Annotated in this window: 17 protein-coding genes; 9 read left to right on the top strand and 8 right to left on the bottom strand. The window is 65.0% G+C overall.

The genetic code is table 11. From position 1 onward, the window contains the following. Positions 1–3 precede the first annotated feature (3 nt). From ACK4TE_RS08125 to ACK4TE_RS08105, 5 genes are all read right to left on the bottom strand, one after another. Complete coding sequence (locus ACK4TE_RS08125; RefSeq protein WP_409910995.1) at positions 4–1,743, bottom strand: AMP-binding protein; 1,740 nt, start codon at positions 1,741–1,743, stop codon at positions 4–6. A 102-nt stretch (positions 1,744–1,845) separates the two neighbouring features. Beyond that, complete coding sequence (locus ACK4TE_RS08120) at positions 1,846–2,247, bottom strand: response regulator (protein ID WP_409910994.1); 402 nt, start codon at positions 2,245–2,247, stop codon at positions 1,846–1,848. A gap of 82 nt (positions 2,248–2,329) precedes the next feature. Continuing rightward, on the bottom strand, positions 2,330–2,944 hold the full coding sequence (locus tag ACK4TE_RS08115; RefSeq protein ID WP_409910993.1) for a response regulator transcription factor: 615 nt from the start codon (positions 2,942–2,944) through the stop codon (positions 2,330–2,332). 2 nt (positions 2,945–2,946) lie between these two features. Continuing rightward, entirely contained in the window at positions 2,947–4,107 is a 1,161-nt protein-coding gene (locus ACK4TE_RS08110) for a PAS domain S-box protein (RefSeq protein ID WP_409910992.1), read from the bottom strand. Positions 4,108–4,144: 37 nt separating this feature from the next. Continuing rightward, positions 4,145–4,423: a hypothetical protein gene (locus tag ACK4TE_RS08105; RefSeq protein ID WP_409910991.1), complete on the bottom strand. Its 279-nt coding sequence runs from the start codon at positions 4,421–4,423 to the stop codon at positions 4,145–4,147. Between the two features lie 140 nt (positions 4,424–4,563). Here ACK4TE_RS08105 and ccoN point away from each other — a divergent pair, with 140 nt between their 5' ends. Genes ccoN through ccoS form a run of 8 tightly spaced genes read left to right on the top strand, consistent with a single transcriptional unit; the run spans position 4,564 to position 12,423 of the window. Next, positions 4,564–6,228: a cytochrome-c oxidase, cbb3-type subunit I gene (gene ccoN, locus ACK4TE_RS08100; RefSeq protein ID WP_409910990.1), complete on the top strand. Its 1,665-nt coding sequence runs from the start codon at positions 4,564–4,566 to the stop codon at positions 6,226–6,228. A gap of 11 nt (positions 6,229–6,239) precedes the next feature. Next, positions 6,240–7,007, top strand: a complete 768-nt coding sequence (gene ccoO / locus ACK4TE_RS08095; protein WP_409910989.1) for a cytochrome-c oxidase, cbb3-type subunit II — start codon at positions 6,240–6,242, stop codon at positions 7,005–7,007. A 10-nt stretch (positions 7,008–7,017) separates the two neighbouring features. Further along, the gene (locus ACK4TE_RS08090; RefSeq protein ID WP_409910988.1) at positions 7,018–7,179 is read left to right on the top strand and encodes a cbb3-type cytochrome c oxidase subunit 3; all 162 of its coding nucleotides are present in this window, start codon (positions 7,018–7,020) and stop codon (positions 7,177–7,179) included. Then, on the top strand, positions 7,172–8,062 hold the full coding sequence (gene ccoP / locus ACK4TE_RS08085; protein WP_409910987.1) for a cytochrome-c oxidase, cbb3-type subunit III: 891 nt from the start codon (positions 7,172–7,174) through the stop codon (positions 8,060–8,062). Before ACK4TE_RS08090 ends, ccoP begins: the two co-directional genes overlap by 8 nt. Further along, positions 8,059–9,525: a cytochrome c oxidase accessory protein CcoG gene (gene ccoG / locus ACK4TE_RS08080; protein WP_409910986.1), complete on the top strand. Its 1,467-nt coding sequence runs from the start codon at positions 8,059–8,061 to the stop codon at positions 9,523–9,525. Before ccoP ends, ccoG begins: the two co-directional genes overlap by 4 nt. Beyond that, the gene (locus tag ACK4TE_RS08075) at positions 9,525–10,043 is read left to right on the top strand and encodes a FixH family protein (protein WP_409910985.1); all 519 of its coding nucleotides are present in this window, start codon (positions 9,525–9,527) and stop codon (positions 10,041–10,043) included. Before ccoG ends, ACK4TE_RS08075 begins: the two co-directional genes overlap by 1 nt. Continuing rightward, entirely contained in the window at positions 10,040–12,256 is a 2,217-nt protein-coding gene (locus ACK4TE_RS08070) for a heavy metal translocating P-type ATPase (protein WP_409910984.1), read from the top strand. The genes ACK4TE_RS08075 and ACK4TE_RS08070 overlap by 4 nt, the downstream gene beginning before the upstream one ends. Then, the gene (gene ccoS / locus ACK4TE_RS08065) at positions 12,253–12,423 is read left to right on the top strand and encodes a cbb3-type cytochrome oxidase assembly protein CcoS (RefSeq protein ID WP_409910983.1); all 171 of its coding nucleotides are present in this window, start codon (positions 12,253–12,255) and stop codon (positions 12,421–12,423) included. Before ACK4TE_RS08070 ends, ccoS begins: the two co-directional genes overlap by 4 nt. Here the strand turns inward: ccoS and ACK4TE_RS08060 are convergent, their stop codons facing one another. Beyond that, complete coding sequence (locus tag ACK4TE_RS08060) at positions 12,424–13,209, bottom strand: glutathione S-transferase family protein (RefSeq protein WP_409910982.1); 786 nt, start codon at positions 13,207–13,209, stop codon at positions 12,424–12,426. A gap of 80 nt (positions 13,210–13,289) precedes the next feature. Then, a complete protein-coding gene (locus tag ACK4TE_RS08055; RefSeq protein ID WP_409910981.1) occupies positions 13,290–14,126 on the bottom strand; it encodes a hypothetical protein in 837 nt (278 codons plus the stop codon). 80 nt (positions 14,127–14,206) lie between these two features. Here ACK4TE_RS08055 and ACK4TE_RS08050 point away from each other — a divergent pair, with 80 nt between their 5' ends. Further along, entirely contained in the window at positions 14,207–14,884 is a 678-nt protein-coding gene (locus tag ACK4TE_RS08050; protein WP_409910980.1) for a Fe2+-dependent dioxygenase, read from the top strand. A gap of 105 nt (positions 14,885–14,989) precedes the next feature. On the opposite strand, the gene ACK4TE_RS08045 is transcribed toward ACK4TE_RS08050, so the two are convergent. Then, positions 14,990–16,015 (bottom strand): flavin reductase, encoded by a 1,026-nt coding sequence (locus ACK4TE_RS08045; RefSeq protein ID WP_409910979.1) that lies wholly within the window; start codon positions 16,013–16,015, stop codon positions 14,990–14,992. Between the last annotated feature and the right edge of the window lie 35 nt (positions 16,016–16,050).

Raw genomic sequence — 16,050 nt, 5'->3', positions numbered from 1 at the left:
CGATCAGGCGGCGGGTTTCGCCACCATCACACGCAGCTCGCGGCGCAGGATCTTGCCAATAGGCGATTTCGGCAACTCGTCGACGAAATGGATCTTCCGCGGGCGCTTGTAGCCGGTCAGGTGCTGGCTGCAGTGAGCCATAACATCGGCGGCGGTCAGCGACGGATCGCGGCGCACGACGAAGGCGTGCAGCTCCTCTTCCGAACCGCCGACCGGAATGCCTGCGCTTGCCGCTTCCAGCACGCCGGGGCACGCGTTCAGCACTTCGTCCACTTCGTTCGGGAACACGTTGAACCCGCCGACCAGCACCATGTCCTTGGCCCGGTCGACGATCTTCAGGTAACCGTCCGTATCCAGAACACCGATATCGCCCGTGCGCATCCAGCCGTTCAGGTAGGCGGCATTCGTCTCATCCGGACGGTGGAGATAGCCCGACATCAGCTGCGGGCCGCGGGCAACAATCTCGCCAACCTCTCCGGCATCGGCGAAGCTGCCATCGTCCCTCAAGATCGCAATCTCCGTGCCCGGCAACGGCAAGCCGGCATAGCCGGGACGCTTGCGCGCATCCGGCGGATTGATCGCCAGCAGCGTCGTTGCCTCGGTCATGCCGTAGCCTTCGATGATCTCGGAGCCGGTCATCTCCTGCCAGCGCTGGCCGATCTGCGGATCAAGCGCGGCGGCGCCGGAGATGGTCAGCATCAGCTCCGGCGGCGAAGCCTTGAACCAGGGCTCTTCCATCAGCTTTGAAAACAGAGTGTTGACGCCCGGAAACAGGCGCGGACGGAACTTCTCGAACGCCTTCTTCAGGTTCGACAAGGGCCGCGGGCTCGGCGCCAGAACAACATGCACGCCATTGCGCAACGCGATGATCGACGCGAACAGGCCGAACACATGATAGACCGGCAGCACCAGCAGCATCGTCTCGCCGCGCAGGTCCTTCAGGCCGGGCGCGAGCGCGACGAACTGGTCGATATTCGTGATGAGGTTGGCTTCCGACAGGCGCACGCCTTTCGACGTGCCCGTCGTGCCGCCGGAATATTGGTAGACCGTGTCGCGGCCGGACGGCAGGCGGCTCGTGTACTGCTCCACGGGCCAGCCATATTGTGCGCCTACGGACAGCGCCTCCTGCATCTTGACATGGCGGATTTCCAGAGGCCGCGCCATGCGCTTCACCTTGCTGAGCAGGAAATCGAGCCCGGCGCGCTGGAATGCGGGGAAGAAATCCGTCAGCGAAACGGAGATCACATGCTGCACTTCAGTGCCTTCAACGGCGCGCTCGATTGTATCTGCGAACAGGGTCGAGCCGATTAGCACGCGCGCGCGGCAGTCGCGCAGCTGGCGGCGGGTTTCGGCCTCGGTATAGAGCGGATTGACGTTAGACAGCACGAGGCCCGCACGCAGGATGCCCAGCAGGCAGACCACATAGCTGATACAGTTCGGCGACTGCACGGCCACGACGGTGCCCGGCGCAAGGTTCAGCGTTTCGCGGAAATAACGCGCGAGATATCCGGATTGCTGCTCCACCTGTTTGAATGAAAGCGTTGCAGACATGCCATTCGGCAGCACCGTCGTCAGGAATGGACTATTCCCGAACAGGCCCGCGCCCGCACAGACGATGTCCTCGATCCGTTCCGGCGTGAAGTCCTGCAGCCCGTCCTCGAATGCGGCCGCTTCCGGATTGAACCATTTGCGGTGCGGCGCCGCGCGCTGCGGCTGATGCTGGGGACGTTCAAGAGCGGACATAGGCAACCCGTGTGATCTGGAGGCAGCCCTCCTTGTGTCACACTTTGGTTTGCACCCGCTTCGCCGTGCACGGACGATTTTGACCCGCCTGTTAACGCTTCGTCAGGAAACGGGGCCCGGCGGGCCGACGAGGCGGCGGACTTCATCCACGATCGATGTCTCGAGCATCGGCTTTCTCACAAAGCCCTCAAAGCCTGCATCCCTGGCCTGCTTGTCGGCAATGCCCGCCTCCCATCCCGTGATCAGGATCGCCGGCGCCGCGATACCCCTGCTGCGGATGGCGGAGAGCAGGGCGATGCCGTTCGATTCCTGCAGTTTCAGATCGAGGACGAATATGTCGAACGCCCCTTCCTCGAGAGCACTCAGAAGCTCGCCCGCCCCGCTGAAGGAGTCGACAGCATACCCCCTGTTCTTCAGCAGCATGCTCAGCGACTGCCGGACAGCCGGGCTGTCGTCAACGAGCGCTACGCGCCGTTCGGTCTTCTGGGTCAGGGGTAATGCCATGAAGCGTCAGCCGGATTGGTTCGAAGTCTGAGTTTATGTCGCGCGAAACCGTGTTGTCTTTAGGTAAAACCCCGGAAACGGGTCAGCGGCCGATGCCTGCCGCGAAGGCGATGCGCAGCACGGTGGACAGGCTCGCCGCCTCCATCTTTTCCATCAGGTTGGCCCGGTGGATTTCGACCGTACGCGGAGAAATATCCAGCGCCTCGGCAATCGCCTTGTTCGTCTGTCCGTCAACCAGGCCCAGCAGCACATCCTTCTCGCGCGGCGTCAGGCGTTCGACGAGGCCGCGCGCCTCGTCCGCCAGCACGTCTTCCCGCCGGCGCGCTTCCAGCCGCTCGAAGGCGCGGGTCAGCGCGTCCACGAGGCTCTGCTTGGCATAGGGCTTCTCGACGAAATCGACCGCCCCCGCCTTCATCGCGCGCACGGCCACGCCCACGTCCCCATGCCCGGTCAGCACGATCACCGGCATCGCCACGCCGCGCGTCTTGAGCTCTTCCTGAACCTCCAGCCCGTCCATGCCCGGCATCTGGACATCCAGCAGGATACAGCCGGGCTCTGCCGCGTCGACCTGCGCCAGGAACGCCACCCCGTCGGGATAGGTTTTCACGCGGAATCCGGCATGGCGCAGCATGAAGCTTGCCGAATGGCGGATCGCTTCGTCGTCGTCTACCAGATGGATGAGGCGGGCCTCGGTCATGATCAAGTTTTACCTGTGTCTGCGCGCAGTGTGAACCGGAAACAGGTTCCCCCCTCCGGCGGCGTAATGGCGCGGATCTCTCCGCCGTGAGCTTCTACAATCGTCTGGCAGATCGAGAGGCCAAGCCCCATGCCCTGCGATTTTGTCGTCGCGAAAGGCTTGAAGATCGCCTCTTTCATTTCGGCCGGCAGGCCGGGGCCGTTGTCGCACACGTCGATGGCGACAAATCCCGCCTCATCCGGCGACAACGTCCGCACACGGATCCGGGCATCGTCGACCCCGTCCATCGCGTCCATCGCATTGCGGATCAGGTTGATAACCACCTGCTGCACCTGGATCGGATCGGCCTGCACGCGCTGATCGGCAACGGCCAGCTCCAGATTGACCGGAATATCCGCATGGTCCCGGGAAATCCTTGAAAGCGCGATCGCATCCAGCAGCAACGGCCGCAGGTGCACCGTGCGCATGTCCACTTCCCCGCGCGACACATAACTGCGCAGCTTGCGGACGATCTCGCCGGCGCGCACGGCCTGCCGCGCGGCTTCCGACAAGGCTTCGCGAAGGATCTCCTTAGTCTCCGGGTCGGGCGAATCGAGCAGGTCGCGGCTCGCCTCCAGATAGTTCGCCACCGCTGTCAGCGGCTGGTTCAGTTCATGCGCCAGCGCCGAGGCCATCGTGCCAACGGCGCTGAGGCGCGAGAAGTGCACGAGCTCGGACTGCATCTCCTGAATACGCAGCTCGGCGCGCTGCTGCTCCGTCAGGTCACGGATGAAGGCCGTGAACAGGAAATGTTCGCCGATGCGCGCCTCGCCGATCTTCAGGTCAATCGGAAACAGGGTACCATCCGCCTTCGCCGCCATCACCACCCGGCCTATGCCGATGATCTGGCGCTTGCCGGTGGTCATGTAGTTGCCGATGTAATTGTCATGGTTCGCCCGGTCGCGCCCGGCCATCAGAACATTGACGGGCTGGCCCAGCATCTCTTGCTGCGTGTAACCGAACAGCGCCTCCGCTGCCCGGCTGAAGGCCAGCATGACCCCGGATTCGTCGGTCACGATCATCGCATCAGGCACCGAATCGAGGATCGACCGGAAATGCAGCTTGCGGCCCTGCTCATCCAGCTCATTGAGCGGCACATGGGTGGTCCGGGGTTTATCGGTCATCCTGCGTTTCCTGAGTGACCCGCACTCAATGCCCGCCTCAGCGCCGCGCGGCAAGCCGGGCAGACGCCGCCTGCCGTATCAGGCCTGCCGCCAAGATCGCAGCGCCTGCGGCCATCGCATAGCAGCCCCAGCAATGAAACAGCACCGAGGCGAGGTCGCCATGCGCCGTGACCAGCGCAGCCTCATCACCGGCGCCACAGCGGAAGGCGAGGTAATCTTCCAGCGTCGGGGCCCGGCCCATCAGCCGCACTTCTCCGGTCATTTTCAGGGCGCCGGTAACCAGCAGCAGGGTTCCGGCGGTCAGGTATCGCCACATAGCGGGTCTCCTTGTTCACGCCTGCCGGTTTGTCCCGGTGCGACAGGCAAGCCCATCCGTACTTCCCCTTATACTGATCAGGACGCCCCTCCGGCAGTTATCGGCCGACTCGACAACCTCACTCGAAACAGGGGGCTCATATGAGCACACTTAGTCAGACACCGGCCGGATCGGGGCCCGGCGTCAGCATCGGAACGGTCGCTGTCTTTGTCGGCGCGGTCGCCTTCGGCGTCCTTCTGATCGCCGCCAATGCCGCCGACCCGATGATGGCCGCCCATGCCTGGATCTTCTTCTTCCTGGCCGTCACCGGCCTGTTCGTCACCGGCATCTGGGCCGGGGGCCTGAATGGCCGCAACCCGTTCGACCCCGCGATGTACGAAGACACCATCGTCAAGTTCGGCGTTGCCGCGGCCATGTTCTGGGGGATTGCCGGCTTCCTGGTCGGCCTGATCATCGCCCTGCAGCTGACCTGGCCGAACCTGTTCTATTTCCCCGAATTCGGCTGGACGAATTTCGGTCGCCTGCGCCCGCTGCACACCTCGGCCGTGATCTTCGCCTTCGGCGGCAATGTGCTGATCGCCACCAGCTTCTATGTCGTGCAACGCACTTGCCGCACCCGGCTCGCGGGCGGCCTGTGGCCGTGGTTCGTCTTCTGGGGCTATAACCTGTTCATCGTCATCGCCGGCACGGGCTACCTGCTCGGCGTTACTCAGTCCAAGGAATATGCCGAACCGGAATGGTATGCCGACCTCTGGCTCACCATCGTCTGGGTCGCCTATCTTCTCGTCTTCCTCGGCACGCTGTGGAAACGGAAAGAGCCGCACATCTATGTGGCGAACTGGTTCTACCTCTCCTTCATCGTCACTATCGCGATGCTGCACATCGTCAACAACCTGGCGATCCCGGTCAGCTTCTCCGGCTCGAAAAGCTACATCCTCTTTGCCGGCGTGCAGGATGCGCTGACGCAGTGGTGGTACGGCCACAACGCGGTGGGTTTCTTCCTCACCACCGGCTTCCTCGCCATCATGTACTACTTCATACCGAAACAGGTGAACCGGCCGGTCTATTCCTACCGCCTCTCCATCGTGCACTTCTGGTCGCTGATCTTCATCTACATCTGGGCCGGCCCGCACCATCTGCACTACACCGCCCTGCCGCAATGGGCGCAGACCCTCGGCATGGTGTTTTCGGTGATGCTGTGGATGCCCAGCTGGGGCGGCATGATCAACGGCGTGATGACCCTGTCCGGCGCGTGGGACAAGCTGCGCACCGATCCGGTCGTGCGCATGATGGTCGTCGCGCTTGCCTTCTACGGCATGTCGACCTTCGAAGGCCCGCTGATGAGCGTGCGCGCCGTCAACTCGCTGTCGCACTACACTGAGTGGGGCATTGCCCACGTCCACTCCGGCTCGATGGGCTGGGTCGGTTTCATCAGCTTCGGCGCGCTCTACTGCGTCACGCCCTGGCTGTGGAAACGCAAGTCGCTCTACTCCAAGGCCCTCGTCGAATGGCACTTCTGGCTCGCGACACTCGGCATCCTCTTCTACATCGTCGCGATGTATGTGGCCGGCATCACCGAAGGCTTCATGTGGCGCGCCTATAACGAGTTCGGCTTCCTCGAATACGCGTTCATCGAAACCGTGAAGGCGAAGCACATCATGTATGCGGTCCGCGCCGCAGGCGGTGCGCTCTACCTGACTGGCGCGCTGCTGATGGCCTACAACCTCATCCGCACGGCGATGGGACACGGCGAAGCCCGCGACTCCCAGCCTTCTCAAACCCCTGCCCTTCAGCCCGCTGAGTAAGGAGCCTGAACATGGCTATCATGGATAAACACCAGACGCTTGAGCGTCACTCGCTGCTCCTTACCGTCGGCATCCTGATCGTTGTTGCCATCGGCGGCATCGTGGAGATCGCCCCCCTGTTCTATCTCGAGAACACGATCGAGAAAGTGCAGGGCATGCGCCCCTACACGCCGCTCGAACTGAAGGGCCGCAACATCTATATCCGCGAGGGCTGCTATACCTGCCACTCGCAGATGGTGCGCCCGCTGCGCGATGAGGTCGAACGCTACGGCCACTACTCGCTCGCCGCGGAGAGCATGTACGACCACCCCTTTCAGTGGGGCTCCAAGCGCACAGGACCGGACCTTGCCCGCGTCGGCGGCAAGTATTCGGACGAGTGGCACCTCGACCACCTGATCGACCCGAAATCGGTCGTTCCGGACTCGATCATGCCGCCCTACGCCTTCCTCGCGAAGAAAAAGCTGCGCTATGACGACATCGAAGACCATCTGAAGACTCTCCGTCTTGCAGGCGTTCCCTATACGGACGACATGATTTCCGCCGCCAAGGCCGATCTCCTTGCTCAGGCAAATCCCGGCGCGGACTTTGATGCCGAAGACGCCCTCATCGCCCGCTACGAAGAGGCCGCCGGCCGCAAGGGCACCGTGAAAGTCTCGAACTTCGACCGCGCGGCAGGCCCCGTCACCGAGATGGATGCCCTGATCGCCTATCTCCAAATGACCGGCACGCTCGTCGATTTCTCGACCTACGAAGCCAACGATCTCAGCAACCGCCGCTGAGGAGGAAACCATGTACGAAACCCTCTCATCCTTCGCGCAGACCTGGGGCCTCGGACTCTTCGTCCTGATGTTCCTCGTCGCAGTCGCCTATGCGGTCTGGCCGTCCAACAAGGACAAGTTCCGCGCCGCCGCCCACCTTCCCCTCGAAGAAAGGGATCCTTCCGATGTCTGACACTCACAAGGAAATCGACGAAGCCTCCGGTGTCGAGACCACAGGCCACACCTGGGATGGCATCAAGGAGCTGAACAATCCCCTGCCGCGCTGGTGGCTATTCGTCTTCTACGGCACGATTATCTGGGCGGTGATCTACATGATCTTCATGCCCGCCATCCCCGCCCTGCCGGGAACCGGCATGACCAACACGCCCGGCCTGCGCGGCCATTCCGACCGCGCGCTCGTCGCCGAGGACATGGCCAAGCTGCGCGCCGAGCGCGCTGCTGCCGCCAGCCAGCTGACAACCGCCTCGCTCGACGAGATCGAGAGCAATCTCTCGATCCAGCAATTCGCCCTCGCGATGGGCGAGAGCGCTTTCGGCGACAATTGCGCCACCTGCCACGGCGCCGGCGGACGCGGCGCGAAGGGCTATCCGATGCTCGCCGACGACATCTGGCTGTGGGACGGCATGCTCGACGGGATCGAGACCACCATCCGCCACGGTATCCGCCACACGGAAGACCCGGACACGCGCCTCAGTGCCATGCCCGCCTTCGGCCGCGACGGCCTCCTGTCACGCACAGAGATCGACGATCTCGTGCAGTATGTCCTCAGCGTGTCGGGCCGCAGCGCCAATGCGGCCGCCGTCTCGCGCGCCGCGCCCATCTTTGCCCAGCAATGCTCAAGCTGCCATGGCACGGACGCAAAGGGGAACCGCCAGCTCGGCGCGCCGAACCTGACCGACAATGAATGGCTGTTCGGCGGCGAGCCCCGCGACATCCAGCAGACGATCTACAACGCCCGTAATGCCCACATGCCCGCCTGGCAGGGACGGCTTGACGATACGACGATCAAGGCGCTCGCGGTCTACGTCCACTCTCTGGGGGGAGGCGAGAAGTGACGAAAGTCACCCTCATATCCTCCAACGACCGGGGCGCTCCGCAGAAAGAGCGCCCCCCTTCGCTGTATGAGAAGCGCCACCAGATCTATCCAAAGCTCGCCCATGGCAAGTTCCGGCTGGTCAAATGGGCCGTCATGGCGGTCACCCTCGGCATCTATTACCTGATCCCGTGGCTGCGCTGGCCGCGCGGCGACGGCATTCCGGATCAGGCCGTGCTCGCCGACTTCGACGGAGAGAAGTTCTACTTCTTCTTCCTCGAGATCTGGCCGCAGGAAATCTATTTCCTCGGCGGCCTCCTGATCCTCGCCGCGCTCGGCCTCTTCCTCGTCACCTCTCTGCTCGGCCGCGTCTGGTGCGGCTATACCTGCCCGCAAACGGTCTGGACCGACCTCTACATCTGGGTCGAGCGCGCCTTCGAAGGCGACCGCGCCGCCCGCATGCGCCTCGACAAGGCGCCGATGAGTTTCAACAAGGCCTGGCGCAAGCTCGGCAAGCATGCCGTCTGGCTGCTGATCGCCTTCGCCACCGGCGGCGCCTTCATCCTCTACTGGCATGACGCGCCGACCATCGCGCGCACCTTCTTCATCGGTGAAGCTCCGCTCACGGCCTATTTCTTCGCCGCCCTGCTCACCTTCACCACCTACATGCTCGCCGGCACGATGCGCGAACAGGTCTGCACCTATCTCTGCCCTTGGCCCCGCATTCAGGGCGCGCTCACCGACGAGCACGCCCTCAACGTCACCTACCGCTACGACCGCGGCGAACCCCGCGCGCCCCATCGCAAGGGCGAAAGCTGGGAAGGCCGCGGCGACTGTATCGACTGCAACCAGTGCGTCCAGGTCTGCCCGATGGGCATCGACATCCGCGACGGCGCGCAACTGGAATGCATCCATTGCGCGCTCTGCATCGATGCTTGCGACGACATGATGCGCAAGATCGGCCGCCCGACTGGCCTTATTGCCTATGATACCGACTCCGCTGTCACCGCCCGCGCAGCGGGCAGCAAGCCCGCCTACCACCTGATCCGTACACGCACCGTTCTCTATACGGTCATGATCGCGCTTATCGGATCGCTCCTGCTCTGGGCCTATCTCGCCAAATCGACCTATGAATTCAACGTTCTCAAGGATCGCTCGCCGCCCTACATCCAGCTGTCGGATGGCCGGGTGCGCAACGGCTACACGCTGAAACTAGTCAACAAGGCTTCTGACGCCCGGTCTGTCACCGTGGCCGTCTCCGGCATCGAAGACGCAGAGTTCGAGATTGTCGGCGTCGGCCCCGCCGCCGCGGGTGAAACGCTGACCCTCACGACCGAGGCCTACGGCGTCAACCGCTTCCGCTTGCTGGTCACCGCCCCGGCTGGCCAGACCGCCCACCGCCAGCTCCTGAACGTTGTCGTCACCGACACCGCAACCGGCGAACGCGTCGACGCTGACGCCGCCTTCATCCTCGGAGGAAACTGATGTCCACAACGCTCGCAGAACAGGCAGACGGCAGAGGTCCTTTCAAGGCCTGGCACGCCCTTCTCTGGTTCCTCGCCTTCTTCGGCTTCATGTTTATCGTCAACGGCATTTTCCTGTGGACTGCCATCACGACATTCCCGGGCGAGGATGTCGAAAAATCCTACGCCGCCGGCCTGGATTACAACTCCGCGCTCGCGCGCCGCAGCCTGCAGCAGGAGAAAGGCTGGGCCGCCGAAATCGGGCTCGTAGGCACCTCGCAAGGCGGACGGATTCATGTCCGCCTGCTGACGAAGGATGCCGCCGCCCTCTCCGCCAGCAGCGTAACGGCTTACCTGCGCCATCCGGCAGACCGCGCCATGGATCTCCTTCTGGATCTCCAGCCCATTAGCGCCGGCGAATACGCCGCTGACATCACCGGCATCCATCCCGGCATCTGGACCGTCCGTCTTACCGCCGACATCGATACAGAACACGAAGGCGCCGACTTTGAAGCCGAACGGGAATTCCTGATCCCATGACCACCGCCGCCCCGCCCCTTGCCGGTTGTCCCAGCGGCCTTGCGCCCGCCAGCGCAGACGCAGCCGTCAACCCCGCAGCCTTCGTCCGCCGAACGGGCAATCGCAGCCGTCTCTCGCTCACCGTGCGCGGCGCAAAATGCGGCGGCTGCCTCTCGCGCATCGAAGGCGCGGTCAGCGCCCTGGGCGGCATCGAACAGGCGCGCATGAACCTCTCCAATGGCCGCCTCGATGTCGAATGGACGGGCAGCCTCGATCCGCAGAAAGTCTCGGATGCTGTCACTGCGCTCGGCTACGGCGTCGCCCCGCTCGACACGTCCGAAGGCGACACCGCCCACCGCAAGGAAGAACGCAACCTCCTCCTCGCCATGGGCGTTGCCGGCTTCGCCACTGCCAACATCATGCTGCTCTCGGTCTCGGTCTGGGGCGGTCACGGCGAGATGGGCGAAGCTACCCGTCAGGGCCTCCATGCTATCTCCGGCCTGATCGCGTTGCCGACGCTCCTCTTCTCCGGCCAGCCCTTCTTCCGTTCCGCGCTCGCCGTGCTGAAACGCGGGCGCACCAACATGGACGTGCCAATCTCGCTCGCGCTGATCCTCGCTTTCAGTGTCAGCGTCACCGAAACCATCCGCGGCGGCGAACATGCCTATTTCGACGCGGCCTGCATGCTGCTCTTCTTCCTGCTGATCGGCCGCTTTCTCGATGCCCGCGTCCGCCGCAGCGCCTACGCCGCCGCGCGCGACCTTGCCGCCCTCGCCAATCGCACTGTCACCCGTCTCGGTACGGACGGTATCCCGCAGCCCGCCCGCCCCGCCGACATCCGTCCCGGCGACCGAATCCTCCTCGCCCCCGGCGAACGCGCCGTCGTCGATATGGACATCGAGTCCGGCGCGTCCGAAATCGATGAGAGCCTCGTCACCGGCGAAAGCCTGCCGCGCTTCGCCACTACCGGCATGAAGCTGATGGCCGGCAGCGTGAACCTGACCCAGCCGATCACTGGCCGCGCCACGGCCACAGCCGACGACTCTCTCCTCTCTGACATCGCCCGCATGCTCGAAGCCGGCGAACAGAAACGCTCCACCTATCGCCGGATCGCCGACAAGGCCGTCTCCTTCTATGTCCCCATCGTCCACACGACGGCGCTGCTCACCTTCATCGGCTGGCTGCTGCTCGGCCTTGGCGCGCGCGAAGCCATCCTGATCGCCGTCTCGACGCTGATCATCACCTGCCCCTGCGCCCTCGCGCTCGCTGCGCCGGTGGTGCAGGTCGTCGCCGCCGGCCGCCTTTTCCGCTCCGGCGTCTACCTCAAATCCGGCGATGCGCTCGAGCGCATCGCTGCCTGCGACCATATCATCTTCGACAAGACCGGCACGCTGACCCTCGGCACCCCGCGCCTCGTGCCCGAAGGCTTCACGTCTGCGCACCTCACCGCCGCCGCCGCCCTCGCCCGCGCCAGCCGCCACCCGCTCTCCCGCGCCCTCGCGCAGGAAGCCGGCCCCGGCCCGCTCGCCTCAGACGTGAAGGAAACCGCCGGCCTCGGCCTCGAAGGCTATCTAGACGGCGTACACTGCCGCCTCGGCTCCGCCGAATGGACCGGCGCGCCCGCCACCCAAACCAGCGGCCCTGCCCTCTGGTTCGTGTACGGATCAGACGCCCCCATCCTCTTCCGTTTCGAAGATGATCTTCAGGCCGACGCCGCCACCACCATCACGCGCCTCCAGCGCCTCGGCATCACCGCCGAGATCGTCTCCGGCGACCGTGCCCCCGCCGTTGCCAGCGCCGCCGCCCGCCTCGGCCTCGCCGACTGGACCGCAGCCGCCACCCCGCAGGAGAAGGTCCGCCGCCTCGAAGCCCTGCAATCCGAAGGCAAGCGCGTGCTGATGGTCGGCGACGGCCTCAACGACGCCGCCGCCCTCGCCCTCGCCCATGCCTCCGCCGCGCCCGGCGGCGCGCTCGACATCAGCCAGTCGGCTTCCGACGCCGTTTATGCCGGCGGCCTCGCCGCCCTGCCCGGCCTCATCCGCACCTCGCGCGCGGCTAAGTCCGTGATGCTGCAGAACTTTGCCTTCGCCGCCGTCTACAATGTCATCGCCGTGCCCATCGCCATTCTCGGCCACGCGACGCCCCTCGTCGCCGCCATCGCGATGTCGGCCTCCTCCATCGTCGTCTGCCTCAACGCCTTGAGGCTCAATCTCACTGCGGAGCGCACCACATGAGCGGTCTCGTTTTCCTGATTCCGATTGCCCTCATGATGGGCTTTGCCGGCCTTGCCGGCTTCCTCTGGGCCGTCCGCTCCGGCCAGTTCGACGACCCCGACGGCGCCGCCGCCCGCATCCTCATCTCTCCGGACGAGCCCCTTCCCCCGAAGAAGCCCGCCCCCTGATCAAGGTCCCGTAAAGCGGATCGTCCCGTCGCGCATGCCCGCAAGCACCACCTCCGCACCGCCAGATTTCATCATCCATTCCAGCCGGTGATCCCTGTACTGACGTTTGAACAGGCCCGCCTTCACGGCCTTGTCCACCTGCGCCATGCCGGAAATCGACGCCGCCGATTCTGCCCGCGTCTGGCTCACGCTCTCGCGCGCATTCGCCCGCGCCATCCAGTCCGCCAGCTTCGATCCCGCCTCCGGCACAATGCCGAAGCCCGCTGCACCATTCAGATACGGGATCACGCTCAGGTCACCCCAGCCGAACGCCGCACCATTGAACCAGTCCCGTCCGGCCAGATGGCTCTCCAGCATGGCGAAGAACGCCTTCGCCTGCGCCGCGGCCTTCGCTTCAATCTCTTCCTTCAGCGCGCCTTCCGCCCGCCGGAAGAAGTTGAGTTCGCCCAGCCCCCAGGTGATCGCCTCGAACTGCGTGTCCATCACGTCCTCGATCATCCGTACACGGGCACGCTCCGCCGCCGCCTTCGGCAGCATCGCCGGCTCCGGCCACACGTCTTCGATATATTCGAGAATGATCGTGCTGTCGAAAATCGCCGTCTCGCCATGCACCAGCGCCGGAACTTCGCCGCGCGGGTTCGCCGCGCTGAAACCGCCGCCTGCCGCCCCGGTGCCAATGCCTTCCGGTAGCTTCACCTGAAACACAACACCCTTCTCGCGCAGCGAGATCTTCACCTTCTGCGCATAGGGCGAAAGCGGGTGCTCGTAGAGCAAGAGGTCGGCCATGTGTCTCTCCCTTTGCGGCGCATGCCGTCGTCAGCTTTTCGCCAACTCTGGCACGCGCCCGCCAAAGGGCAAGCGGCGCGTCAGCCGCCTGTCGCGAGGAGAGCCTTCGATGCCGCAACGGTAAGGGCCGACTGGTCCGCGCCCAGCGCCGCCTGCCGCCCCGCCGAGGGGTAAGCCGCGCCCAGCAGCGCCAGTACCTCGCGCAGCGCCGCCGCCGCCTCGGCATCCGCCGCCTCGATCGCCGCGCCGGAGGCTGCGAACACATCTTCCGCCGTCTTGTAGAAGCCATAGCCATCCAGATACGGCTCATACTGGCCGGAGGCCGACGCCCCGCGATACATGTTCACCGCGCGCTCTGCCTGATCAGCCACCACCGCCGCAGAAATCGCCGCCGCGCTGCGCCCGTCCTCCGGCGCCTTCGCCGCAGCCGCCTTCAGCGTTGCCAGGATATCTGCCGTACGCTGATTGATCTGATCCACGCTCTCGCCCGCGAACACGCCGGCCGAAGCCGCGCTGAACATATCGCTGAAATCCGCCACACCGCGCGCTTCCAGAACCGGCTGCAGGTCGAACAGCACTTCCGAAACCGGGTGCGCGAACATTTCCGCCGCCGCATCCTTCTCGCCCGCCGCATAGGCGTCGCGCGCCGCCAGCACATGCGCCTCAGCCACCGCCAGCGCCGTGTGATAGACAACCGAATCCGTCGCCGCGAGTTCAATGGCAATGCCGCCCTCGCCTTCCCCGGCGGCGGCGGCATGCGCCTCATCGTCACCCGCAGAGGCCGCACCGGCATCACTGGAAACAACCGGCGCCGTCTCCGCCGCCTGCTCCGCCGCCGGGGCACATCCCGCCAGCGTGCCCGCCACCACTGCGGCGCCAAGCCCGAGTTGCGCCCAGCGCTTCATCCTGATTTCCATGACAAGAATCCTTCCAATTGGCTGCGCCCCGGTCTAAGCCAAATTATCGTAATTGCAACTCATTCGCAGAAATAATCCCCATGCTGCTGACCCTTTCCGGCGTCCTTTCCGCAGACCAGCTGGCCGAAGCCCGCCGCCTCGCCAAAGGCCTCGCCTGGCGCGACGGGGCAGATACCGCCGGGCCCGTCGCCCGCTCCGTAAAGCGCAACCAGCAGGCCGATCTCACCACCCGCTCCGGCGCAAAGCTGCGCGACCTGCTCACCGCCGCCGTCCAGTCCCATCCGGTCCTCATCGCAGCGGCCCAGCCGAAACGCTTCTCGCCCATCCTCGTCAGCAAGACCGGCCCCGGCGGCGGCTATGGCATGCACATCGACAATCCGTGGATGGGTTCCGGCGAGGCGCGCCTGCGCACCGATCTCTCCTTCACCCTCTTCCTGTCAGACCCGGCCGACTATGACGGCGGCGCGCTCGAGATCGAAAATGCCGGGTTCACCCAGTCCCTGAAACCCGGCGCCGGCGACCTCGTCCTCTACCCCACCACCCGCCTGCACCAGGTCGCCGATGTCACGCGCGGCGAACGCCTCGTCTGCGTCGGCTGGATCGAAAGCCTCGTGCCCGACGAAGCCGCCCGCGAAATCCTCTTCGACCTCGAAAACCTCCGCGCCACACTGGCGCCGGCCCACGCGCCGCAATCCCTGGAAATGCTGACCCTGACGAAGACGATCGCAAACCTGTTGCGGCGGTTTTCGAGCCGTTGAAACGTGGGGCGGGTTAGGCCGAAGGCTGTAACCCGCCATCCACCGGTGCGGAAGAAAATGGCGGGTTACGCTTCGCTAATCCGCCCTACGAGTGCCGCGCCGCCCTCAGGTAAAATGGAGCCGCCGGTACTTACCCCGGAAATACAGCAGCGGATCGCGGCGCGGCTCGAACTGCGCGCGCTCCACGCGGCCCACCAGGATGATGTGATCGCCGCCCTCGTGCACGGCGTCGCGCACGCATTCGAACGTCGCCAGCGAACTCGTCAGCACCGGCACGCCGTTCAGGCCCGGCGCCCATGGCGTTGAGCCGAACCGGTTCTCGTTGCGCGTTGCAAACCGTGCCGAGGCGGGTTGCTGGCCGATGTGCAGCACATTCACCGCGAAATGCTGCGCCTTTGCCAGCACTTCCGCACTGGCGCCGGACTTCGCGATACAGACCAGCAGCAGCGGCGGGTCGAGCGAAACGGAGGTGAAGGAGTTGGCCGTCAGCCCCACCGGCTCGCCATCCTCGCCCACCGCCGTCACCACCGTCACGCCGGTTGCGAAACAGCCGAGCGCATCGCGCAGCGTGCGTGCATCTGAGCCTTGCCGGAATTGCGGCGCGGCGCGCGGCACTTGCGCTTCCAGGAAATCAACCAGCATCGCGCTCAGCGCTTCGCCGAAATCTCCGGCGGTCGCGTCCGGTGTCAGGCACAGCACGGGCACGGCGAAGGTCTCGCTCGCCCGGCGCAGGGCCTCCTTCTGCGAAGCGTCCCGAGCCTCGCCCGGCAGGGCGACCAGCACCAGCCCGGTCACCAGCTGCGCGGCTTCCTCCGTCAGCGCCTGAAGCGCGATCCAGCCATCACCGGCACCCGCCACCACCACGGGGCGCGACGCCAGTTGCCCGAGCACGGCCCGCAGGTCTTCCACTTCCGCTGCCACGCCGTGGGCTGCAGCAGCGGCGCCCGCGCCGCGCTTTTCCAGCAGCAACACCTGCCGCCCGGCGCCCACTAGCGATCCGGCCAGGTCATCCCATATGCCTGTCGTGTCACCGCGTTCGGTCAGCAGCACCACGAGCGGGTCTTCGGCATGGCCCCGCACCTCCCCCGTCAGGGTGAGCCCGGCAAATCCTCTGAACTCGACCTTCTGCATCCACACCAAGTCCGCAATACCAGCAAAAATCCTAG

It is taken from the genome of Hyphomonas sp., assembly GCF_046313975.1.
Classification (GTDB): Bacteria; Pseudomonadota; Alphaproteobacteria; order Caulobacterales; family Hyphomonadaceae; genus Hyphomonas.
The sequence above is the reverse complement of the archived record's forward strand: the minus strand, read 5'-3'. Positions and strand labels throughout refer to the sequence as shown.